The sequence below is a fragment of the Streptomyces sp. NBC_01092 genome, from assembly GCF_045039535.1.
In the GTDB taxonomy this organism is placed as follows: domain Bacteria; phylum Actinomycetota; class Actinomycetes; order Streptomycetales; family Streptomycetaceae; genus Streptomyces.
In genome coordinates this window covers 8,226,407-8,248,456 of sequence record NZ_CP108659.1, presented here as the reverse complement: position 1 = coordinate 8,248,456, position 22,050 = coordinate 8,226,407, and the positions used below count along the sequence as shown (strand labels likewise).

Genomic DNA, 22,050 nt, shown 5'->3' with positions numbered 1-22,050 from the left:
CCCGCAGCCGCCGACGCATATCAAGCCGGACCCCACCTGAGGCGAATTCGGCCGACCGCCGGAGGCAAGGGGTGGTGCTGCGCCGACACGGCACCACCCCCGCCATGGCCCGTTCGAGGCCGCGAACGCCGCTCGAAACGGCGTCACTCAAGTTTCAATCAGGCCAGGGCGGTCCACCAGGGTTGCAAGGGGTTGCAACTTGATGGCGACTGTGTGCGGACTATGTCCCTCCGCGCTCGGCGGGGCGGCACTATGAGGCACACGGTCAGGATGAGAACGCTTCTCCCGGGAGGACCCTTGGACGCGGCACGGGCGGCGCGAGTACTGAGCGAGGTCCGCGCCGCCGCACTCGCAGGACAGCGCACGCCCGTCGCGCCGCGCCCGGTGATCGAGCAGTCCTGGGAGCGCATGCTGCGCGGCGGTTTCGATCCCGACCACGACTTCCGCTCCGGGCTGCTGTCCCGCGAGGAAGTGCAGCGGCGCCGGGAGTCCACCGCGCTCAGACATGTGCTGCCGGTGCTGCGCGAGGGGCTGCTTTCGGTCGCCGACATCGCCCACCACATCATGGTCGTCGCCGACGCCGAGGGCCGGGTGCTGTGGCGGGAGGGCAACTCCTCCGTGCTGCGCAGGGCCGACGGGCTCGGCTTCGAACTCGGCGCCGACTGGCGGGAGGACGTCGTCGGCACGAACGGCATCGGCACCCCGGTCGTGGTGCGCCGGCCCGTACAGGTCTTCGCCTCCGAGCACTTCCACCGCTCGCAGACCTCCTGGACCTGCACGGGCGCCCCCATCACGGATCCGCGGGACGGCCGGTTGATCGGCGTGGTCGATGTCAGCGGCCCGCTGGAGACGATGCATCCGGCGACGCTCGCCTGGGTGGACTCGGTGGCCAAGCTCGCCGAGGCCCGGCTGCGGGAGCTGCATGTGACCTCGCTGGAGCGGCTGCGCGCGGTGGCGGCGCCGGTGCTGGCGCGGCTGACCGGGCGGGCCCTGGTGGTGGACCGGGACGGCTGGACGGCCGCGGTGACCGGGATGCCGTACACCGGCCGGATCGCGTTGCCCAAGGCGCTGTCGCCGGGCCGGCGGTGGCTGCTGCCGCTGGGGCTGTGCGCGGTGGAACCGCTCGCGGGCGGCTGGCTGCTGCGGCCCGCCGACGAGCCGGCGCCGCTCGGGGCGACGCGGATCGCGCTGGACCTGACGCAGCCGCGCCGCTGGTCGATGACGGTGTCCGCCGGCGCGGGCACCTGGAGTCATGAACTGAGCCCCCGGCACGCCGAGTTGCTGTATCTGCTGGCCCTGCACCGGGGTGGCCGCAGCGCCGCCGGACTGGCCGATGACATGTTCGGGGACCCGGGCCGCACGGTGACGGTGCGGGCCGAGCTGTCGCGGGTACGGCGCTATCTCGGGGGACTTCTGGAGCACCGGCCGTACCGCTTCTGCGAGGACGCGGACGTCGAGGTGCTGCTGCCGGACGATCCGCGCGAGCTGCTGCCGCACTCGACGGCGCCCGCGGTGGTGCGCGGGCGGATCTCGGCCGACATGCCCTGAGTACGGATCCTTCTTCCGCATATTTGCGGGGTCTTACTCCGCAAGCGTGCACAACTGCCGTAGCATCCCTGTACGGGCCACCCCACCTGCTCCTTTGGTCAACACTCGGACCAATGGCCGCAGTTGGCTCGCCTCGGGAGGTTTGATGAAGCACCGCGGCAGACACCGTCGACGCAAGCAGGGACGTGCGGCGCGCGCGTTCCTCGCCGGAACCGCCCTGGCGCTCACCGCCGCCGCCACGATGATCAGCGCCTCGCAGGCCACGTCAGGCGACAACCCCGGGGCGCTGACGCCTCTCACCAGGGCCGCCGAGACCGGCGCGCTGCGACTTCAGGAGCAGTTGGTCCCGCAGGCCACGCTCGACGAACTCTCCTCCGGGATGGGCAAGCCGGTCGGTGTGAGCGCCGTCCTGGAGACCGCCGACCGGAGTCTGCGCGACACGGCCGGCTGTACGGCCACCGAGCGCTCGGCGCTGCCGGTCGCGCCGACGGCCACGCGCGCGTACTGCTGGGACGCCGCCGACACCCGGGCCTGGCGGGCGGGTGCCGTCACCACCTCGGGTGACGCCGACGACGACGGCTGGTGGAACGACAATCGGGTGATCCTCTCCGGCTGGAACGAGGGCACCGCCGACCGAGGGCTCGCCCGTGTCTCGTTCGTCGACGCGAACGACCTGTCCCACCTGAGGTACTCCTCCGCCCTCCTGGTCGTCCCGGTGGACGGCGGCCGCGACTACCGCGCGCTGACCTCCCGCCTCTCCGGCATGGTCTGGTACCAGGACAAGCTGCTGGTCACCGCCGCCGACGGCCTGTACGTGTACGACATGAACCGCGTCCAGCGCACCACGGTCGACAGCGCCGCGGTGGGCCGGGTCGCGGCGGGCTGGTCGGCCCACGGCCACCGCTTCGTGCTGCCGGCCGTCGGCTCGTACCGCCTGACCGGCGCGAGCGCCGCGCCGCGCCTCGGCGGCATCTCCCTCGACCGCAGCACGGCACCCGACAGCCTGGTCGCGAGCGAGCGCACGGCCGCCGACAGCGACCGGCCCGCCCGCCTGTGGCGCTACGACTTCGACAAGGACCCGGCCCGCCCCGGCCTGCTGGCCACCGACGCCACCGGTTCCGCGTCCGCGGTCGAGGCGTACGAGACGGACGCGTCCGGCATCGAGGGCGTCCTGTCGCACCGGGCGAGCGGGGCCGAGGACCCGGCCTGGTACGTAGGCCGGGCTCCGGGCAGCACCGACCGGCACGGCAGCCTGTGGCGCCAGGACGCCGAGGGCGCCGAGGCGACCCGCTGCGGCGAGGAGAACGCCCCCAGGTGCTGGGGCCTGCAGGCCGGCCCCCTGTCGTACTGGGAGGCCACCGGCGAGGTCTGGTCCCAGTCGGGCCGGATGCTGTTCGCGATGCCGTTGGAGTCGATCGACGGGGCGCTCGGCTAGCCGTCCGCGGCCGACCGCCGAGGGAGCCCCCGGGTGGACACCGATCGACAGATCGGCCGCTCGGGTGATTCCCTGGCCGTCATGACCAACATCCCCGTGACCACCTGGTCCCTGGAGCAGACCTCCCCCGACGACCTCCTCCCGGCCGCCGCCCCGCAGGGCGACGTCAGGATCGTCCGCGCCGAGGTGCCCTCCCCCGAGTTCAGCCGCTACCTGTACGCCTCGGTCGGCGGGGACATCCTGTGGATCGACCGGCTCGGCTGGACGTACGCGCGGTGGCAGGAGCACCTGGAGCGTCCGGGGGTCGAGACGTGGGTGGCCTACGACCGGGGAACGCCCGCGGGGTATGTGGAGCTGAGCCCGCAGGACGACGGGGTCGTGGAGATCGAGTACTTCGGCCTGATCCCGGCCTTCCGCGGCCGCCGTATCGGTGGGCATCTGCTGGCGTACGGCGCCGCGCGCGCCTGGGACCTGGCGGATCGCTGGCCGGGGCTGGCGCCGACGAAGCGGGTATGGCTGCACACCTGCAGCAAGGACGGCGAGCACGCCATGGCCAACTATCAGCGCCGTGGCTTCACGCTCTTCGACACCAAGGTCGAGGAGGATGCCGAGGCGGCCACCCCCGGACCGTGGCCCGGGGCGTACCCAGCCTGACCTGGGCAGAAACGGCCCAATACGGCCATGTGACCGACGACACCCTTGTCTCGCTCTACGAGACAAGGGTGTCCGCATGATGGACGAAGCTGGACTCTGTCCAGATCGCCATGCCACGCTTCCGTCATGTCTGGAACTGGGATTGCCTTGGTGAGTCGGCGGCACGTCGACCTCGGCCGCATGTCCAGCGCCATCTGTCCGGCGCGCTGACAGCCTCGCTGCGCCCGACATCTCTCTCTTTTCCGCTTCATTCCCGCGCAACGAAGCGCACCTATACCCATGCGCCCGCATGCGCAGGTCAGAGCCGCTTTCCCGCCTGTCCCGAAGGACGTATCAACCATGGCCGCCACCCCGCAGAAACCTGCCGCCGCGACTCCCCGCCGCAAGGTGAGCCGTCACCGCGGTGAGGGTCAGTGGGCCGCGGGGCACTTCACCCCGCTCAACGGCAACGAACAGTTCAAGAAGGACGATGACGGTCTCAATGTGCGGACACGCATTGAGACGATCTACTCCAAGCGCGGCTTCGACTCCATCGACCCGAACGATCTTCGCGGCCGGATGCGCTGGTGGGGGCTCTACACCCAGCGCAAGCCCGGGATCGACGGCGGCAAGACCGCGATCCTGGAGCCGGAGGAGCTGGACGACAAGTACTTCATGCTGCGGGTGCGGATCGACGGCGGTCGACTGACCACCGAGCAGCTGCGCGTCATCGGTGAGATCTCGCAGGAGTTCGCGCGCGGCACCGCCGACATCACCGACCGGCAGAACGTGCAGTACCACTGGATCCGGATCGAGGACGTGCCCGAGATCTGGGACCGTCTGGAGGCCGTCGGCCTGTCCACCACCGAGGCCTGCGGTGACACGCCCCGCGTGATCCTCGGCTCGCCCGTCGCCGGCATCGCCGCGGACGAGATCATCGACGGCACCCCGGCCATCGAGGAGATCAACCGCCGGATCATCGGCAACAAGGACTTCTCGAACCTGCCCCGCAAGTTCAAGTCCGCGATCTCCGGCTCGCCGCTGCTCGACGTGGCGCACGAGATCAACGACATCGCCTTCGTCGGCGTGAACCACCCCGAGCACGGCCCCGGCTTCGACCTGTGGGTCGGCGGCGGCCTGTCCACCAACCCCAAGATCGGTGTCCGGCTCGGCGCCTGGGTGCCGCTGGACGAGGTCGCGGACGTCTACGAGGGCGTCATCTCGATCTTCCGCGACTACGGCTACCGGCGGCTGCGCACCCGCGCCCGCCTGAAGTTCCTGGTCGCCGACTGGGGCACGGAGAAGTTCCGCCAGGTCCTTGAGGACGAGTACCTCAAGCGGGGGCTGGTCGACGGCCCCGCGCCGGCCCAGCCGGTCGAGCGCTGGCGCGACCACGTCGGTGTGCACCGGCAGAACGACGGCCTCTTCTACGTCGGTTTCGCCCCGCGCGTCGGCCGCGTCGACGGCGCCACGCTGACGAAGATCGCCGAGCTGGCCGAGGCGCACGGCTCGGGCCGGGTCCGTACCACCGTCGAGCAGAAGATGATCGTGCTCGACGTCGAGGAGACGCAGGTCGAGTCGCTGGTCGAGGCCCTGGAGGCGCTGGACCTGACCGCCAAGCCGTCCCCGTTCCGGCGCGGCACCATGGCCTGCACCGGCATCGAGTACTGCAAGCTCGCCATCGTCGAGACCAAGGCGCGCGGCTCCTCGCTGATCGACGAGCTGGAGCGCCGGATCCCGGACTTCGACGAGCCGATCACCATCAACATCAACGGCTGCCCGAACGCCTGCGCCCGTATCCAGGTCGCGGACATCGGTCTCAAGGGACAGCTGGTCGTCAACGACCAGGGCGAGCAGGTCGAGGGCTTCCAGGTGCACCTGGGCGGCGCGCTCGGCCTGGAGGCCGGGTTCGGACGCAAGGTGCGTGGCCTGAAGGTCACGTCCGACGAACTGCCCGACTACGTCGAGCGGGTCCTCAAGCGCTTCCAGGAGGAGCGCGAGGACGGCGAGCGGTTCGCCACGTGGGCCGCACGCGCTTCCGAGGAGGCCCTCTCATGAGCGAGCGGGCCGCCCCCTTCTACTGCCCCTACTGCGGCGACGAGGACCTGCGTCCCAGCGAGCAGGGCCACGGCGCATGGGAATGCGCGGCGTGCAACCGCGCATTCCAGTTGAAGTTCCTCGGGCTGCTCGCCCGTGGCCTTCAGCACAACGACGCAGGGGGAGACGAGACATGACCGCGGTTCAGGAAGAGCGCACGACCGACGATCTGAAGGCGCTCGCCGAGCAGGCGGGCCGTGACCTGGAGGACGCCTCCGCGCTGGAGATCCTCCAGTGGGCGACGGACACCTTCGGCAAGCGCTTCTGCGTGACCTCGTCGATGGAGGACGCCGTGGTCGCCCACCTCGCCTCCCGCGCGATGCCCGGCGTGGACGTGGTGTTCCTCGACACCGGCTACCACTTCGAGGAGACCATCGGCACCCGCGACGCGGTCGAGGCCGTCATGGACGTCAACGTCATCACACTGACGCCGCGTCAGACGGTCGCCGAGCAGGACGCCGAGTACGGCCCCAAGCTGCACGACCGCGACCCCGACCTGTGCTGCAAGCTGCGCAAGGTCGAGCCGCTGGAGCGGGGCCTCAAGGGCTACGTGGCCTGGGCGACCGGACTGCGCCGCGACGAGTCCCCGACCCGGGCGAACACCCCGGTCGTGGGCTGGGACGACAAGCGCCAGAAGGTGAAGATCTCCCCGATCGCCCGCTGGACCCAGGACGACGTGGACGCCTACGTCACCGAGCACGGCGTGCTGACGAACCCCCTCCTGATGGACGGCTACGCCTCCGTCGGCTGCGCCCCCTGCACCCGCCGGGTGCTGGCGGGCGAGGACGCGCGCGCCGGCCGCTGGGCGGGCAACGCCAAGACCGAGTGCGGGCTGCACGGCTGACCATGACCGAGCTTGCTACGAATTTGGAGAACCACGTGACGAGCGGAGCCACCGTCTGGCTCACGGGTCTGCCGAGCGCCGGCAAGACCACCATCGCCTACGAGCTGGCCGGCCGGCTCCGCGAGGAGGGCCACCGCGTCGAGGTGCTCGACGGCGACGAGATCCGCGAGTTCATCTCGGCGGGCCTCGGCTTCAGCCGCGAGGACCGGCACACCAACGTGCAGCGCATCGGCTTCCTCGCCGAACTGCTCGCCCGCAACGGCGTCAAGGCGCTCGTCCCGGTCATCGCGCCCTACGCCGACAGCCGTGAGGCGGTGCGCAAGCGCCACCAGGAGGGCGGGGCGGCGTACCTGGAGATCCACGTGGCCACGCCGGTCGATGTGTGCTCCGTACGCGATGTGAAGGGTCTGTACGCCAAGCAGGCCGCGGGTGAGCTGACCGGGCTGACGGGGGTCGACGACCCGTACGAGACGCCCGAGTCGCCCGATCTGCGCATCGAGTCCCAGAACCAGACCGTGCAGGAGTCCGCGGCGTCGGTGTACGCCCTGCTCACCGAAAGGGGACTGGCATGACGACGACCGTCGCCACGCCGGAGGAGGGTACGGCCAGCCCGTACGCCCTCTCGCACCTGGACGCGTTGGAGTCCGAGGCGGTGCACATCTTCCGTGAGGTCGCGGGTGAGTTCGAGCGGCCGGTGATCCTGTTCTCCGGCGGCAAGGACTCCATCGTCATGCTGCACCTGGCGCTGAAGGCGTTCGCCCCGGCGGCGATCCCCTTCTCGCTGCTGCATGTGGACACCGGCCACAACTTCCCCGAGGTCATCGAATACCGCGACCGTGTGGTGGCCGCACATGGGCTCCGCCTCCATGTGGCCTCCGTACAGGACTACATCGACCGCGGTGTGCTCCGCGAACGCCCCGACGGCACCCGCAACCCCCTCCAGACCCTCCCGCTCACCGAGAAGATCCAGGCCGAGAAGTTCGACGCCGTCTTCGGCGGCGGACGCCGCGACGAGGAGAAGGCACGGGCCAAGGAGCGGGTGTTCAGCCTGCGGGACGAGTTCTCGCAGTGGGACCCGCGCCGGCAGCGGCCCGAGCTGTGGAACCTCTACAACGGCCGCCACGCCCCCGGCGAACACGTCCGCGTCTTCCCGCTGTCCAACTGGACCGAACTGGACGTCTGGCAGTACATCGCTCGTGAGGGCATCGAGCTGCCGGAGATCTACTTCGCGCACGAGCGCGAGGTGTTCAAGCGGGCCGGCATGTGGCTGACCGCCGGTGAGTGGGGCGGCCCGAAGGACGGCGAGACCGTGGAGAAGCGGCTCGTGCGCTACCGGACCGTGGGCGACATGTCCTGCACCGGTGCCGTCGACTCGGACGCCCTGACGCTGGAGCAGGTCATCACCGAGATCGCCGCGTCCCGGCTCACCGAGCGCGGCGCGACCCGCGCCGACGACAAGATGTCCGAGGCCGCGATGGAAGACCGCAAGCGCGAGGGGTACTTCTAAGCATGAGCACGACCACGACCGAGGAGCTCTCGGCCACCACGCTGCTGCGGTTCGCCACCGCCGGCTCCGTCGACGACGGCAAGTCCACCCTGGTGGGCCGGCTGCTGCACGACTCCAAGTCGATCCTCACCGACCAGCTGGAGGCCGTCGAACGCGCCTCCGCGAGCCGCGGCCAGGACGCCCCCGACCTCGCCCTGCTCACCGACGGCCTGCGGGCCGAGCGCGAACAAGGCATCACGATCGACGTGGCCTACCGCTACTTCGCCACCCCGCGCCGCCGGTTCATCCTCGCCGACACCCCCGGCCACGTGCAGTACACCCGCAACATGGTCACCGGCGCCTCCACAGCCGAACTGACGGTGATCCTGGTCGACGCCCGCAATGGCGTCGTCGAGCAGACCCGCCGGCACGCGGCGATCGCAGCGCTGCTGCGCGTCCCGCACGTCGTCCTCGCCGTCAACAAGATGGACCTGGTCGACTACCAGGAGTCCGTGTTCGCCGCCATCGCCGAGGAGTTCACGGCGTACGCGCTCGAACTGGGCGTCCCGGAGATCACCGCGATCCCGATCTCGGCGCTGGCCGGCGACAACGTGGTGGACCCGTCCTCGAACATGGACTGGTACGGCGGACCGACCTTCCTGGAGCACCTGGAGACGGTCCCGGTCACCCACGACCTGAGCCACTGCCACGCCCGGCTGCCCGTGCAGTACGTGATCCGCCCGCAGACCGCCGAGCACCCCGACTACCGGGGCTACGCCGGTCAGATCGCCGCCGGTTCGTTCCGTGTCGGCGAGTCGGTGACCGTGCTGCCGTCGGGCCGTACGTCGAAGATCTCCGGCATCGACCTGCTGGGCGAGCCGGTCGACATCGCGTGGACCACGCAGTCGGTGACCGTCCTTCTGGAGGACGACATCGACATCTCGCGCGGCGACCTGCTCGTGCCGACCAAGGACGCGCCCGCGACCACGCAGGACATCGAGGCCACCGTCTGCCATGTCGCCGACGCCCCGCTGACCGTCGGGCACCGCGTGCTGCTCAAGCACGGCACCCGCACGGTCAAGGCCATCGTCAAGGACATCCCGTCGCGGCTCACGCTCGACGACCTGTCGCTGCACCCGCACCCGGGGCACCTCGTCGCCAACGACATCGGCCGGGTGAAGATCCGTACCGCCGAGCCGCTGCCGGTCGACTCCTACGCCGACTCGCGCCGCACAGGATCGTTCATCCTGATCGACCCCAGCGACGGCACCACGCTCACCGCGGGCATGGTCGGCGAGTCGTTCGCCTCGCCGGAGCCGGTCAAGGACGAGGCCGACGACGACGGGTGGGACTTCTGACATGAAGCCCTACGACGTCTACTCCACGTTCGCGAAGGAGGGCGGCCGCGTCGGTAGCGGCGCCCTCGGAAGCGGCCAGGGCGGAGTGGCGCGATGTGTGCGCTGACCCGCGCGCACCTGCTGCGCGCCGCTCCGGACGAACCCGCCGACCTCCCGGCCACGACCTGCTGAGGGCGTGAGCGCCGGGCCACCGAGAGGAACCCCTCCCGTGCCTGCCACCCCCGCCCTGCGACGGACGTTCGCCGTCCTGGCCGCGCTGCCGCTGCTCGCCCTCGCGGCGTGCGGCTACGGCTCGCAGGCCAAGGAGAACACCGAGCAGGCCATCGCCGGGGCGGCCAAGGTCGACGGCCTGGACTCGGTGAAGATCGGCTACTTCGGGAACCTCACCCACGCCACCGCGCTGGTCGGCCGGCACGAGGGGCTGTTCCAAAAGGAGCTGGGCGGCACCACGGCGCAGTACTCGACGTTCAACGCCGGTCCCTCCGAGATCGAGGCGCTGAACTCCGGCTCCATCGACATCGGCTGGATCGGCCCCTCCCCCGCGATCAACGGCTACATCAAGTCGGGCGCCAAGAACCTGCGGATCGTCTCCGGTTCGGCCTCGGGCGGCGTGAAGCTGGTCGTGAACCCGGAGAAGATCAAGTCCCTGAAGGACGTCAAGGGCAAGAAGATCGCCACACCGCAGCTCGGCAACACCCAGGACGTGGCGTTCCTCAACTGGATCTCCGAGCAGGGCTGGAAGGTCGACGCCGAGAGCGGCCAGGGTGACGTGTCGGTGGTCCGTACGGACAACAAGATCACGCCGGACGCCTACAGGTCCGGCTCGATCGACGGTGCCTGGGTGCCCGAGCCGACCGCGTCCAAGCTGGTCGCCGAGGGCGGGAAGGTGCTGCTGGACGAGGCGGACCTGTGGCCCGACAAGAAGTTCGTGATCACCAACGTGATCGTGTCGCAGAGCTTCCTGAAGGATCACCCGCAGGCCGTGGAGGCCGTCCTGCGCGCCTCGGTGAAGGCCAACAAGTGGATCGGCGCCAACCCGGACCGGGCGAAGGCCGCGGCGAACGCGCAGCTGAAGGCCGACACCGGCAAGCCGCTCCCGGCCAGGGTGCTCGACCCGGCGTGGCAGTCCATCCAGGTCACCGACGACCCGCTGGCGGCCACGCTGAACACCGAGGCCGAGCACGCGGTCAAGGCGGGGCTGCTGCAGCAGCCGGACCTGACCGGCATCTACGACCTGGCCCCGCTGAACAAGGTCCTCAAGGCCGAGGGCAAGCCCGAAGTCGACGACGCCGGTCTCGGCGTCAAGTAACCACCGCACCCGATGAGTTCCCAGGAGGTGACGACCATGGCAACCGCCCTCGCCAAGGCCGCCGACACGGCTGCGTCCGTGGAGCACGCCGCGCGCATCGACCACGTCTCGAAGTCCTTCGCCGGCCCCGCCGGACAGCAGCTCGTCCTCGACGACATCACGCTCGACGTCGCGCCCGGCGAGTTCGTCACCCTCCTCGGCGCGTCCGGCTGCGGCAAGTCGACGCTGCTGAACCTGGTGGCCGGCCTCGACCGGCCCAGCGCGGGCGGCATCACGACCGACGGCCGCCCGGCGCTGATGTTCCAGGAGCACGCCCTGTTCCCGTGGCTGACCGCGGGCAAGAACATCGAACTCGCCCTGAAGCTGCGTGGGATCGCCAAGGCGGAGCGGCGCGAGCGCGCCGAGGAACTCCTCGAACTGGTCCGCCTGAAGGGCGCGTACGGCAAGCGCGTCCACGAGCTGTCCGGCGGCATGCGCCAGCGCGTCGCCCTGGCGCGGGCGCTCGCCCAGGACAGCAAGCTGCTGCTGATGGACGAGCCGTTCGCGGCGCTGGACGCGATCACGCGCGATGTCCTGCACGACGAGCTGACCCGCATCTGGCGGGAGACGGGCGTGTCGGTGCTGTTCGTGACGCACAACGTGCGCGAGGCGGTACGGCTGGCGCAGCGCGTCGTCCTGCTGTCCTCCCGCCCGGGCCGTATCGCGCGCGAGTGGACGGTCGACATCCCGCAGCCGCGCCGCATCGAGGACGCCGAGGTGGCCGAACTGTCCCGGGAGATCACCGAAGAACTGCGTGGGGAGATCCGCCGCCATGGCCAGCACTGAGACGACCGCCAAGGACGGCGGCAACGATCTCGCCGGGCTCGAAGCCGGCCTGGACGCCCTGGACACGGTCCAGACGAGCCGTACGCCGCTGCGCCGGACCCTGACCCAGAAGATCCTCCCGCCGATCGTCGCCGTCGCCCTGGTGCTGGGCATCTGGCAGTTGCTGGTGTCGACGGGTGTCGCGGACGACCCGACGAAGCTGCCCGCGCCGTCCGACGTGTGGGGCGAGCTGCGCGAGGCCTGGCTGCAGGGCACCCTGCACGAGTACATCTGGACGTCCGTCTCGCGCGGCCTGCTCGGCTTCCTGCTGGCCCTGGTCATCGGCACGCCGCTGGGCCTGCTGGTGGCGCGTGTGCGGTTCGTGCGCGCGGCGATCGGGCCGATCCTGTCCGGCCTGCAGTCCCTGCCGTCCGTGGCGTGGGTGCCGCCGGCCGTGATCTGGCTGGGTCTGAACGACCGGATGATGTTCGCGGTGATCCTGCTCGGCGCGGTCCCCTCGATCGCCAACGGCCTCGTCTCCGGCGTCGACCAGGTGCCGCCGCTGTTCCTGCGGGCGGGCCGCACGCTGGGCGCGACGGGCCTGAAGGGCACCTGGCACATCGTGATGCCGGCCGCGCTGCCCGGCTATCTCGCGGGTCTGAAGCAGGGCTGGGCGTTCTCCTGGCGTTCGCTGATGGCCGCGGAGATCATCGCGTCCTCCCCCGACCTCGGCGTGGGCCTCGGCCAGTTGCTGGAGAACGGCCGCAACACCAGTTCCATGTCGACGGTGTTCTTCGCCATCCTGCTCATCCTGATCGTCGGCATCGCCATCGACCTGCTGATCTTCAGCCCGCTGGAGCGGCGGGTGCTGCGCAGCCGCGGTCTGCTGGCAAGGAGCTGAAGCCCGATGTCCATGAAGCCGGTTCTCCTCGTCATCGCCCACGGCAGCCGCGACCCGCGGCACGCCGCGACCGTGCACGCCCTCGTACGGCGGGTTCGGTCGCTGCGCCCGGACGTACGGGTGGAGACCGGCTTCCTGGACTTCAACATCCCGTCCGTGCAGGGCGTGCTGGAGTCGCTGGCGGCTCAGGGCGTGCGGGACGTCGTGGCGCTGCCGTTGCTCCTGACCCGCGCCTTCCACGCGAAGGCCGACATCCCGGCGGTCCTGAAGGACGCGCCGCCGCAGCTGCGGATCCGGCAGGCGGAGGTCCTCGGCCCGTCGCCGCTGCTGCTGTCGGCCCTGGAGCGGCGCCTGTACGAGGCGGGGCTGACGCCCGCCGACAAGTCCTCGACCGGGGTCGTGCTGGCCTCGGCGGGGTCCACCGACCCGGAGGCGATCGCAGTGATCGCAGAAATCGCGCGGGAGTGGCGGCACACCGGTTGGTGCGCCGTGCGGCCTGCGTTCGCCTCCGCATCTCTTCCTCGCACCGAGGACGCGGTCAGTGAGCTGCGCGCACTCGGCTGCGAGCGGGTGGCCGTGGCGCCGTACGTCCTGGCGCCCGGCTTCCTCCCGGACCGCATCGCCCGGGGCGCGGCCGAGGCGGACGTCCTGGCGGACGTGCTCGGGGCCGCGCCCGAGGTGGCGCGGGTCCTGCTGGATCGGTACGAGGCGGCGCGGGTACCGGTGTTGACGGCGGTCGGCGCCTGAGCGCCTGACACCCGGGGCAGCCCGCGGGCGCCTGTGCGCGGCGCCTTGCGTCAGCCCTCACACGTCCAGTACGCGGCCGATCTCCTGCACCAGGATCAGGCAGCCGCCCCCGGCCGGGACGCCGATGCCGATCGCCTCCAGGGCGAAGCGGATCCGGCCGCGGTTGGCGGGCAGGCCGTCCTGCGCGGCGTACAGCAGCTCGTTCACGATGATCTCCCCCTGCGGGACGAGCGCCGGCTTCTCTATGCGCAGCCGCTCGACGAGCCGCTCGGCGAGACGCAGCACCGCGGCGGGGTCGGACCCGTCGTGGGCCGTGCCGTCGTAGTCGCGCATGTTGTAGCTGCTCACTGTCCCGCCTCCTGTGGCTTGCACGGCCGAGCGCACGGGCGGCGTGCCGCCGCCCCTGGTCGGACGGGTTCAGGCGCACCGCCCACCGCGGTGACCTGCCCTTCCCGCCGTCCTGCCGCGGATCACCCTAGGGACAACGGCAGCCGTTTGTCCCGTGGTTGGACCGAGCCGCGGTCAGATGATCAGCGTGTGTTGACGACCGCCTCGTCGGCCAGCCGCACCAGCTCCCCCACCGGCATCGATCCCGGGGCCCGCCGCTCGCGCGCGAAGGTGTTGGCGAGGTGCTGGAACAGTTCGTTCAGCGGGGTCGGTACGCCGTGCAGACGGCCCAGCAGGGCGATCTCGCCGTTGAGATAGTCGGCCTCGATGGTGCCGGTGCCGCGGGTGAGGGACTGCCAGGAGGAGCCGCCGCCGCGCGGGGCGCCGTCGAGGGGGACGAGGGTGACCTTGTCGCCCCGTACCCTCTGCTGTTCCTCGGTGCTCGCGTACGCGATCCCGGCGGCGTCCAGCACGGCCGCGCCCTCGGCCCGCACCTGCCGCAGCAGCGCCGCCGCCTCCTCGCTGTCGACCGGCCCGGTCACCGCCTCCAGGGCGTTGCCGAGGTTGGACAGCAGCTTGGCGTACTGCCAGCGCGCGACGTCCGCCACGACCGGCGCCTCGAAGTGCGACTTCGCCAGGTCGGCGGCCACGAGGCGGGTGGTCTCGTCGGTGCCGTGCGGGTGGCGGCCGAGGTGCAGGATGCCGGTGAGGGGGCTGCCGGCCGCGGAGACGACGCCGGGTTCGACGTACGTCGACGGCAGCCAGACGCAGACGCCGTGGACCCGGCGGAACAGGCGCAGGGCGAGCCGCTGGCCCTCGACGCCGTTCTGCGCGCAGAACAGCGGCAGCCTCTCGGCGGCCGTACCGCCGCCCCTGACCGGGACCGGACCCCAGGTCCGCAGCGCGGCCACGCTGTCCTGTGTCTTCACGGCGAGGATGAGGACGTCGTCGGGGCGCAGTTCCCCGAGCGCGGCCGGTCCGTCGACGACGGGCAGCCGGTGGGTCAGCTCGCCCTCCGGCACCCTGAGCCGCAGCCCGTGGTCCCGTAGGGCCTCGCGGTGCGCGCCCCGGGCGACGAGGACGACCTCGTGTCCCGAGCCCGCGAGCCGTCCGCCGATGACGCCGCCGACGGCTCCGGCCCCGACGATGATGTAGCGCACGGTCAGTCCTCCTCGGCGCTGAACGGTGTCCCCTGATGGAAGTACATCTGCCAGCCGTCGTCCGTCCGCCGCCAGAGGGAACTGCGGTGTGCGTGACCGCCGTTGTACACCGTGTCGAAGGTGAGGTGGACGACGTCCGGGGCGAGCCGGACGCCCTCGATTCCGGAGGTGACGACGTACCGGTCCACCGGGTCGGTGTCCGCGGGCAGGCGGGCCAGGGTCGACTCCCGGTCCCAGCGCCGTCCCGACGAACCGAACTCGTGGAACTCGGGGTGCAGCAGCGCCCCGAGCAGTGCGGGCGAGCGGCGGACCTCGGGGTCGAGCAGCCTCAGCTCGCCCTCGATGGCGGCCCGTACAGCGGAATCGTGTTCAGTCACCTGTCATCTCCACAAGCTTCACGACGGTGTTCCAGTTACGGCTCGTGGCGATCAAACCCTTGTTGAGGCGGGGGCGCGACAGCATTTCGGCGAGCTTGGAGCGGCCCAGGCCGTTCGGGGCGTACAGGTACAGCGCGCGGTCGCCGAGGCGGAACTCCTCCGGGAGGAAGGCGGCCTGGTCGATCTCCGCGAAGCGCTCGGCGTCGACCGGGGCGGAGAAGTAGGTGACATGGAGCTGCTTGGGCTCCAACTCGGCTGCGGAGAAGGGGCAGTTGGCGGCGATCGCGGCGAGGTAGGCGTGGTCGCGCACGATCACGTCCACGGAGAAGCCGAAGTGCTTCTCGATCGCCGCCGCGAGCTCGGCGGCCAGCGATTCCTCGTCGCCGTGGTCGGAGGCGAAGACCGCCTGGCCGCTCTGGAGATAGGTGCGTACGCCGTCGTGACCGAGGCCGGTCATCAGGGTGCGCAGCTCGGCCATCGGGACTTTTCTGCTGCCGCCCACGTTGATCCCGCGCAGCAGCGCCGCATACGTCGTCGTCATCCGGCCACCCTATGGCGCTGTGACCGGCTGGGTCCGGCCGTCGTGCCCCGTGGGGGTGGGCACGATGGCCGGACCCCGTAAGTTACTTACCGGTCAGCATGAAGCACAACCTCTTCCGCCTGTTCCGCCCCATCGTTCCCCCTGATCCGCTCCCCCGACCCGATCGGATAGATGTAAGGGACCCCCATCCTCCCCAGTGGGGAGAGCCCGGGGTTCGAGCGGATGATTTCCGGCCGCCGGACATCACCGGGCAGCACGACGAGATGGCTTTATCCGGCCCATACCTTCGAAACGAAAGGTGGCGGCAGGGGGCCGCCACCTCAAGACAAGGGGGCAAGCCCATCATGGGGAACGGAAAAACGCGGGTGCGGGGACTCGCCGCCCGCGCCGGCGGCTGGAGCGCCCGCCACCGATGGGCTGCCGTCGGCATCTGGGTGCTGTTCGTCGTCCTGGCGATGGGGCTCGGTTCGGCGGCCGGCCGGGTCGACGTCAAGGACAGCGACCAGCTGAAGGGTGAGACGCACACCGCCGCCAAGATCATCGAGGACGCCGGCATCGAGGAGCCGGCCAGTGAGACCGTCCTGATCCAGGCGAAGGACGGTGCGCTGAAGGCCACCGACAGCGAGTTCCGGGCCGCCGTCACCGCGGTCGTCGGGGCGGTCGAGGGCACCGGCAAGGTCACGGACGTGACGTCGCCGTACGACACACAGACGATCTCCAAGGACGGCCGCAGCGCGCTGGTGCAGTTCGACATACGCGGTGCCTCCGACACCGCGGGCGAGCGCGTCGAGCCGGTGCTGAAGGCGGTCGAGGACGTCCAGAAGGACCATCAGTCGCTGCGGATCGAGGAGATCGGCGGCGCGAGCATGATGAAGACGTTCGACGACGCGTTCGGGGACGACTTCCAGAAGGCCGAGTACTCCGCGGTGCCCGTGGCCCTCGGCATTCTGCTCATCGCCTTCGGCGCGCTGGTGGCGGCCCTGCTGCCGGTGCTGCTGGCGGTCACCGCGATCATGGCGACGATGGGCCTGATGGGCATCGTCAGCCATGTGATGCCGATGAGCGAAACCGCGAACTCCGTGATGCTGCTGGTCGGTCTCGCCGTCGGTGTCGACTACTGCCTGTTCTATCTGCGCCGTGAGCGCGAGGAGCGCCAGGCCGGCCGGGACGCGCAGACCGCGCTCCAGGTGGCCGCCGCCACCAGCGGCCGGGCGATCATCGTCTCCGGCGTCACGGTGTGCGTGGCGATGGCGGGCATGCTGTTCACCGGGCTCGCCGAGTTCGAGGCGATGGGTCTGGCCTCGCTGATGGTCGTGGCGGTCGCCATGGTCGGGTCGGTGACGGTCCTGCCGGCACTGCTGTCGCTGCTGGGCGAGCGGGTCGAGAAGGGCAAGATCCCCTTCCTGCACCCGGACAGCAAGCTGCGTCGCAACCGGGGCCAGGGCAACCGCGAAAGCCGGTTCTGGACGGCCGTACTGAAGGGCGTCCTCGCCCGGCCGGTCATCTCGGTGGTGGTCGCCGCCGGTGCACTGCTGGCCATCGCGGCTCCGGCGGTCGGCATGAAGACGCAGAACCTCACGCTGGACCAGGAGTTCGGCGACTCGCTGCCGATCGTGCAGACGTACAACCGGGTCAACGAGGCCTTCCCGGGCGGCTCCGAGCCGGCCGAGGTGGTCGTCAAGGCGAACGACATCAACGCTCCCGAGGTGAAGTCCGCGCTTGCCGACTTCCGTGAGCGGGCGATCAGTTCGGGTGCCTCGCGCGGCCCGGTCGAGATCAAACTGCACGACCAGCAGAACGTCGCCTTCGTGTACGTCCCGCTGGTCGGCGGCTCCGACCTCGACAAGGCGGGCACGAGCCTGGACAAGCTGCGCAACGACGTACGCCCGGCCACGCTCGGCAAGGTGGACGGAGTCGAGGCGCCGATCACCGGGCAGGTCGCCGGCTCGAAGGACTTCAACGACCAGCTGGCCGGAGCGGTCATCCCGGTCTTCGCCTTCGTCGTGGTCTTCGCCTTCGGCCTGATGCTGCTGTCCTTCCGCTCGCTGACGATCGCGATCACGTCGATCGTGCTGAACCTGCTGTCGGTGGGCGCGGCGTACGGCATCCTCGTCGCCGTCTTCCAGCACGGCTGGGGCGCGTCCCTGGTGGGCGCGGAGGGCGTCGGCGCCATCATCACCTGGCTGCCGCTGTTCCTCTTCGTGATCCTGTTCGGCCTGTCGATGGACTACCACGTGTTCGTGGTCTCCCGGATCCGCGAGGCACGCATGCGGGGCCGCAGCACGAAGGACGCGATCCAGCACGGCGTGGTCACCACGGCCGGCGTCGTCACCAGCGCCGCGGTCATCATGGTCGCCGTGTTCGCGATCTTCGGCACGCTGTCCATGCAGTCCATGAAGCAGATGGGCGTGGGCCTCGCGGCCGCGGTCCTCATCGACGCGACGATCATCCGGGGCGTGCTGCTCCCGGCGGTCATGGCGCTGCTGGGCGAGCGCAACTGGTACCTGCCGAAGTGGCTGAACCGCCTGCCCGACCTGACCCACGACGAGGCCCCCGAGGCCGTGACGCGTGACAGGGCCCGGGACGACGAGGGCGAGCGCGTACCGGTCTGACCCGACCCGCCATGGCCGAGGGCCCGTTGACTCCGGGGGAGTCAACGGGCCCTCAACGTGCGCACCTTCAGTCCGTGAGGCGACGCACTTCCAGCACGGCCTCGTCGCAGCGCACAATCTCCAACTCCCGCTCCGGGCGCGCTCCTTCAAAGGTCAACAGGACATGACCGTCCGCAGCCAGCTGCCAGCGACCGGGTACGGCGGCGGGAGCGTCGCCGCGTCCCAGGGGATGGTCGACGAACCCGCCGTCGGGTGCGAACTCCATGCCGCGGCGTCCGCGGGCCGGCGGGAACGGGTAGTCGTCGGGCCGGTAGACCCGCACGTCACCGTGATCCTCCTCGTAGGAGTGGATCCAGGACCGGAACAGACCCGGAGGGGGCTCTCGCATGACCCGGCCACCTCGCTCACTTCCATGCCGCATAAATTGCCGGTCTTCTCCATCAATGCCTAGGATTATCAGTGTATGGGTACAGGGGGAGCGGGCAACCGAGCATGCTGACCGGCGTCGCCCGGCCCCGCCGCGCGTGTCCGACGCGCAGTTCCGCAGCCGTGCGCGCGGCAAGTCCAACACCTTTCTAGGGACGCAAACATGTCCGATGCGCAGTCCTATCTCCGCGCCACTTCCGCCGACTACAGCCGCTGGTGCGGCGCCATGGAAGTGCACCGCCGACTCCTCACCGTGAATCCCGAATACGCCGACAACCGTGCCCTGATCGAGAACACCGCCTTCAGCTACGAGACGAAGCGGCGGGAGGCCGCCCGGCAGGGCGTCATCGACGTTCCCGTCGTCGTGCACGTGGTGCACAACACCCCCGAGCAGAACATCGACGACGCCCAGATCCTCAGTCAGATCGACGTCCTCAACCAGGACTTCCGGGCGGCCAACCCCGACGTCAACCAGGTGCCGCCGGTGTGGCGGGACCTGGTGGCCGACGTACGCATCCAGTTCCATCTCGCCCGGACCGATCCGCTGGGCCGAACCACGAACGGCATCACTCGGTCCCAGACCTCGAACGCGGACTGGGACACGGACGATCTGGTCAAGTTCAGCCTGAGCGGAGGGCGTGACGCCTGGCCCGCGGACGTCTACCTGAACGTCTGGGTCTGCCGGCTGCGCCGCGGGCTGCTGGGGTACGCCCAGTTCCCGGGTGGCGCCGCATCCACGGACGGCGTCGTCATCACGCACACCGCATTCGGCACCCGCGGCACCGCCACCGCGCCGTTCCACGGCGGCCGCACGGCCGTGCACGAGATCGGCCACTGGCTCAATCTGCGCCACATCTGGGGTGACGACGACGAGGGGTGCAGCGGCAGCGACTTCGTGGCGGACACGCCCAACCAGGCCGGGCCGAACCTCGGTTCACCGAACTTCCCCAGTACGACGTGCGGCAACGCCCCGAACGGCGACATGTTCATGAACTACATGGACTACACCGACGATGCCGCGATGTTCATGTTCACCAAGGGCCAGGCCGCCCGGATGGACGCCACTCTCGACAACGCGCGCCGGACCCTCAGCCAACAGGCCGTCACGGTGTGACGGACCTCCGCTGCCGATGTGATGGCCGCCCCTGAAGTGGGACGGCCATCACGACGACGGCCCGGGACTAGCCGCGCAGAGCGAGCAGTTCGGCCTCGATGAGATCTGCGGCCCGCTCAGTGCCGCCCTCCTCGGCCATCTCGGCCTGGATCGCCTTCAAGCGCCGGGCGACCTCCGGATCGTCCGCGAGGGTGAGGGCGGCATCGCGCAGGACCTCGGCGGTGGCCTCCTCCGTGGGGATGTGGCGGGCGACGCCGAGGGACTGGAGCATGTCGGCGTTGCCGAACTGGTCCACGGCCTGCGGTACGGCGATCATCGGGGTGGCCGTGGCCAGGCCCTCCTGGCTGCCGCCGGCGCCCGCGTGGGTGACGAACAGGTCGGCCTGCTTCAGGATCGCCAACTGCGGGACCCAGGTGTGCACTTCGACGTTCGGCGGGATGTCGCCGAGCTCGGCGGGGTCGACGTGCCGGCCGACCTGGAGCACCAGGTGCCAGCCCGGCAGGCCGGCGAAGGCGCGCACGCACTCCCGGTAGAAGGCGGGCTGCTTGGTGAAGCTCGATCCGAGAGAGACCAGTGCGACCTTCTCGGCGCCCTCCGGACGCTGCCAGTCGCCCTCGGCGGTGCGGTCGCCCTGGCAGGCGCCGACGAACGTGTACGCCTTCTCGTCGACGCGGTCGGCGCTCGGCTGAAGGGCCCGCGGGATGAGGACGAGCGAGCGGTCGGGCCGGCCGGCGAAGGGGTCGGGGTGCTGGGTGATGCCGTTCTCCTCCAGCCAGGTCCCGAAGCGCCGGTAGTACGCCTGCCCGCGCTCGGTCTTCTTCGGCTCCGCCCACATCGGCTCGGCGACCTCCTCCTCGTAGCCCTCCCAGGCCACGAGGTTCGGCGAGAGCGAGATCGCGGGCACGCCCCAGCGGTGGGCCAGGACGCGGGCGGGGTACGAGGTGATGTCGTGCAGGACGAGATCCGGCTCGTCCCCCTCGTACGCCTCGATCAGCTGCGGCAGGGCCTGGATCGCGTCGGCCAGGAACGGCTCGACGTTGTCCAGCAGGGTGCTCCCCCAGGCCTCCGGGTCGGCGTCGGGCCCGGGCAGCGTGGAGTTCCACAGCTTCGGCTCGGCGCCACTGCCGGCGACCTTCTCGGCGAAGGCCGGCGGGATCGCGTAGGTGACCCGGTGCCCGCGCGCCACGAGCTCGCGGATCACTTCGAGGCTGGGATTCACGTGGCCGTGGGCGGCGATGGAGAACATGGCGATGTGAGCGGGACTGGTCATGACTCCGACACTAACCGAGACGATACGTCTCGTGCAACATGCTTTCATCGCGCCAGCACCTCGTGCAGCCTCAGCCACGCCCCCGGCGGCACCTCGCCGACGAGAACCCTCGCGTCGAGGCCGGCCGCGCGGAACGCCGCGTCGACCCGCCGCCTCGGATGCGCCCGGCACAGCGACGCCCGCAGCGAGCCGCCGATGCCGGAGAAGCCGAGCTCGACCAGGCGCCGCCAGCTGTCCCCTGCGCGGGCGTCGAGCAGAGGCGTGCGGCGCCGTGAGATCCGTACGATCCCGGCGTCCACGCGCGGCACCGGCCGGAAGCTCTGCCGCCCGACCCGGCCGACCAGCCGCCACTCGTGGCGGGGCCAGGTCAGGATCGTCAGCCGGCTCCAACTGCCGTAGTCGCCCGCGCGTTTGCGGGCGTACTCGAGCTGGGTGAGGAGCGTGGCGTCCGTGAGGGCGGGCGCCCGAAGGCACCACTCGACGATGGCGGCGGTGCGGGAGAAGGGCACGTTTCCCGCGACGCAGAACGGCGTGCGTGGGGGCCGTGCGGTGAGGAAGTCCTCGCCCACGACACGGACTCGGGGGGTGTCCGAGAAGCGCGAGCGCAGGGCGGGGACGAGCCGTGGGTCGATCTCGTAGGCGAGCAGGCGCCGGCAGCGCGGGGCGAGCAGTTCGGTCAACGCGCCCTTCCCGGAGCCGACTTCGAGCCAGAGGGGTGCCTCGCGTCCGTGCGGTACGGCGAGCCGGGCGAGCCGTCCGGCGGCGGCGCGGTCGGCGAGGAAGTTCTGGGAGAGCGCGCGGGATACGCGGGTGGGGCGGGCCATGGCCTGCGGTCCTTGTCTTCCGTGGAGAGGGAAAAGGGCAGACGAAGGCCCTGACCGGAAGACAGGAGGAAGGAAGACGGAGCTGGAGGCGGAGGCTCGAAGACGGATGAGCGGGTCCGCGGTGGATCAGCGCGCGTGACTCCCCGGGCCGGTCAGGGCTCCGGGGCCGCGGCGCAT

At 70.7% G+C, this 22,050-nt stretch carries 22 protein-coding genes and 1 pseudogene; 16 read left to right on the top strand and 7 right to left on the bottom strand.

Going from position 1 to position 22,050, the window contains the following annotated elements:
* The first annotated feature begins 297 nt into the window (after nucleotides 1-297).
* The 14 genes from OG254_RS37385 (at nucleotide 298) to OG254_RS37320 (ending at nucleotide 13,162) form a co-directional block, all read left to right on the top strand.
* Complete coding sequence (locus OG254_RS37385) at nucleotides 298-1,548, top strand: GAF domain-containing protein (protein WP_405590902.1); 1,251 nt, start codon at nucleotides 298-300, stop codon at nucleotides 1,546-1,548.
* A 145-nt stretch (nucleotides 1,549-1,693) separates the two neighbouring features.
* A complete protein-coding gene (locus OG254_RS37380) occupies nucleotides 1,694-2,983 on the top strand; it encodes a hypothetical protein (protein WP_405590900.1) in 1,290 nt (429 codons plus the stop codon).
* Between the two features lie 81 nt (nucleotides 2,984-3,064).
* Complete coding sequence (locus OG254_RS37375) at nucleotides 3,065-3,637, top strand: GNAT family N-acetyltransferase (RefSeq protein WP_405595410.1); 573 nt, start codon at nucleotides 3,065-3,067, stop codon at nucleotides 3,635-3,637.
* A 126-nt stretch (nucleotides 3,638-3,763) separates the two neighbouring features.
* Complete coding sequence (locus tag OG254_RS37370) at nucleotides 3,764-3,847, top strand: putative leader peptide (RefSeq protein ID WP_310591794.1); 84 nt, start codon at nucleotides 3,764-3,766, stop codon at nucleotides 3,845-3,847.
* Between the two features lie 129 nt (nucleotides 3,848-3,976).
* Nucleotides 3,977-5,674 carry a nitrite/sulfite reductase gene (locus tag OG254_RS37365; RefSeq protein WP_405590897.1) on the top strand — a complete coding sequence of 566 codons (1,698 nt, stop codon included), beginning with the start codon at nucleotides 3,977-3,979 and terminating at the stop codon, nucleotides 5,672-5,674.
* Nucleotides 5,671-5,850 carry a hypothetical protein gene (locus OG254_RS37360; protein WP_351186157.1) on the top strand — a complete coding sequence of 60 codons (180 nt, stop codon included), beginning with the start codon at nucleotides 5,671-5,673 and terminating at the stop codon, nucleotides 5,848-5,850. The genes OG254_RS37365 and OG254_RS37360 overlap by 4 nt, the downstream gene beginning before the upstream one ends.
* A complete protein-coding gene (locus OG254_RS37355; RefSeq protein WP_351186159.1) occupies nucleotides 5,847-6,557 on the top strand; it encodes a phosphoadenylyl-sulfate reductase in 711 nt (236 codons plus the stop codon). Before OG254_RS37360 ends, OG254_RS37355 begins: the two co-directional genes overlap by 4 nt.
* Before the next feature lie 35 nt (nucleotides 6,558-6,592).
* The gene (cysC, locus tag OG254_RS37350; RefSeq protein WP_405590893.1) at nucleotides 6,593-7,129 is read left to right on the top strand and encodes an adenylyl-sulfate kinase; all 537 of its coding nucleotides are present in this window, start codon (nucleotides 6,593-6,595) and stop codon (nucleotides 7,127-7,129) included.
* Nucleotides 7,126-8,064 carry a sulfate adenylyltransferase subunit CysD gene (gene cysD / locus OG254_RS37345; protein WP_405590890.1) on the top strand — a complete coding sequence of 313 codons (939 nt, stop codon included), beginning with the start codon at nucleotides 7,126-7,128 and terminating at the stop codon, nucleotides 8,062-8,064. The genes cysC and cysD overlap by 4 nt, the downstream gene beginning before the upstream one ends.
* Before the next feature lie 2 nt (nucleotides 8,065-8,066).
* A complete protein-coding gene (locus OG254_RS37340; RefSeq protein ID WP_147995673.1) occupies nucleotides 8,067-9,401 on the top strand; it encodes a sulfate adenylyltransferase subunit 1 in 1,335 nt (444 codons plus the stop codon).
* A gap of 208 nt (nucleotides 9,402-9,609) precedes the next feature.
* Nucleotides 9,610-10,710, top strand: a complete 1,101-nt coding sequence (locus tag OG254_RS37335) for an aliphatic sulfonate ABC transporter substrate-binding protein (RefSeq protein WP_405590886.1) — start codon at nucleotides 9,610-9,612, stop codon at nucleotides 10,708-10,710.
* Nucleotides 10,711-10,746: 36 nt separating this feature from the next.
* A complete protein-coding gene (locus tag OG254_RS37330) occupies nucleotides 10,747-11,535 on the top strand; it encodes an ABC transporter ATP-binding protein (protein ID WP_405590883.1) in 789 nt (262 codons plus the stop codon).
* Entirely contained in the window at nucleotides 11,522-12,415 is an 894-nt protein-coding gene (locus tag OG254_RS37325) for an ABC transporter permease (RefSeq protein ID WP_405590880.1), read from the top strand. The genes OG254_RS37330 and OG254_RS37325 overlap by 14 nt, the downstream gene beginning before the upstream one ends.
* 6 nt (nucleotides 12,416-12,421) lie before the next feature.
* On the top strand, nucleotides 12,422-13,162 hold the full coding sequence (locus OG254_RS37320) for a sirohydrochlorin chelatase (RefSeq protein WP_405590877.1): 741 nt from the start codon (nucleotides 12,422-12,424) through the stop codon (nucleotides 13,160-13,162).
* A 57-nt stretch (nucleotides 13,163-13,219) separates the two neighbouring features.
* Here OG254_RS37320 and OG254_RS37315 read toward each other — a convergent pair whose 3' ends face one another.
* From OG254_RS37315 to OG254_RS37300, 4 genes are all read right to left on the bottom strand, one after another.
* Nucleotides 13,220-13,510, bottom strand: coding sequence for a hypothetical protein (locus OG254_RS37315; protein ID WP_351186174.1), 291 nt, complete (start codon nucleotides 13,508-13,510; stop codon nucleotides 13,220-13,222).
* 182 nt (nucleotides 13,511-13,692) lie between these two features.
* Complete coding sequence (locus tag OG254_RS37310) at nucleotides 13,693-14,709, bottom strand: ketopantoate reductase family protein (protein WP_405590875.1); 1,017 nt, start codon at nucleotides 14,707-14,709, stop codon at nucleotides 13,693-13,695.
* A 2-nt stretch (nucleotides 14,710-14,711) separates the two neighbouring features.
* Complete coding sequence (locus OG254_RS37305) at nucleotides 14,712-15,086, bottom strand: DUF4440 domain-containing protein (RefSeq protein WP_405590872.1); 375 nt, start codon at nucleotides 15,084-15,086, stop codon at nucleotides 14,712-14,714.
* Nucleotides 15,079-15,627, bottom strand: a complete 549-nt coding sequence (locus OG254_RS37300; RefSeq protein ID WP_405590869.1) for a DUF1697 domain-containing protein — start codon at nucleotides 15,625-15,627, stop codon at nucleotides 15,079-15,081. The genes OG254_RS37305 and OG254_RS37300 overlap by 8 nt, the downstream gene beginning before the upstream one ends.
* Before the next feature lie 344 nt (nucleotides 15,628-15,971).
* Between OG254_RS37300 and OG254_RS37295 the strand changes: the two genes are divergently transcribed.
* Nucleotides 15,972-18,239 carry an MMPL family transporter gene (locus tag OG254_RS37295; RefSeq protein WP_405590866.1) on the top strand — a complete coding sequence of 756 codons (2,268 nt, stop codon included), beginning with the start codon at nucleotides 15,972-15,974 and terminating at the stop codon, nucleotides 18,237-18,239.
* 67 nt (nucleotides 18,240-18,306) lie between these two features.
* On the opposite strand, the gene OG254_RS37290 is transcribed toward OG254_RS37295, so the two are convergent.
* Complete coding sequence (locus tag OG254_RS37290) at nucleotides 18,307-18,627, bottom strand: hypothetical protein (protein ID WP_405590863.1); 321 nt, start codon at nucleotides 18,625-18,627, stop codon at nucleotides 18,307-18,309.
* 201 nt (nucleotides 18,628-18,828) lie between these two features.
* Here OG254_RS37290 and OG254_RS37285 point away from each other — a divergent pair, with 201 nt between their 5' ends.
* Nucleotides 18,829-19,779 carry a zinc metalloprotease gene (locus tag OG254_RS37285; RefSeq protein ID WP_405590860.1) on the top strand — a complete coding sequence of 317 codons (951 nt, stop codon included), beginning with the start codon at nucleotides 18,829-18,831 and terminating at the stop codon, nucleotides 19,777-19,779.
* A gap of 67 nt (nucleotides 19,780-19,846) precedes the next feature.
* On the opposite strand, the pseudogene OG254_RS37280 reads toward OG254_RS37285, so the two are convergent.
* Together OG254_RS37280 and erm are read right to left on the bottom strand one after the other, a co-directional pair.
* A pseudogene (locus OG254_RS37280) lies at nucleotides 19,847-21,089 on the bottom strand (glycosyltransferase).
* A 4-nt stretch (nucleotides 21,090-21,093) separates the two neighbouring features.
* Complete coding sequence (gene erm / locus OG254_RS37275; protein WP_405590857.1) at nucleotides 21,094-21,873, bottom strand: ErmE/ErmH/ErmO/ErmR family 23S rRNA (adenine(2058)-N(6))-methyltransferase; 780 nt, start codon at nucleotides 21,871-21,873, stop codon at nucleotides 21,094-21,096.
* Nucleotides 21,874-22,050: the final 177 nt, after the last annotated feature.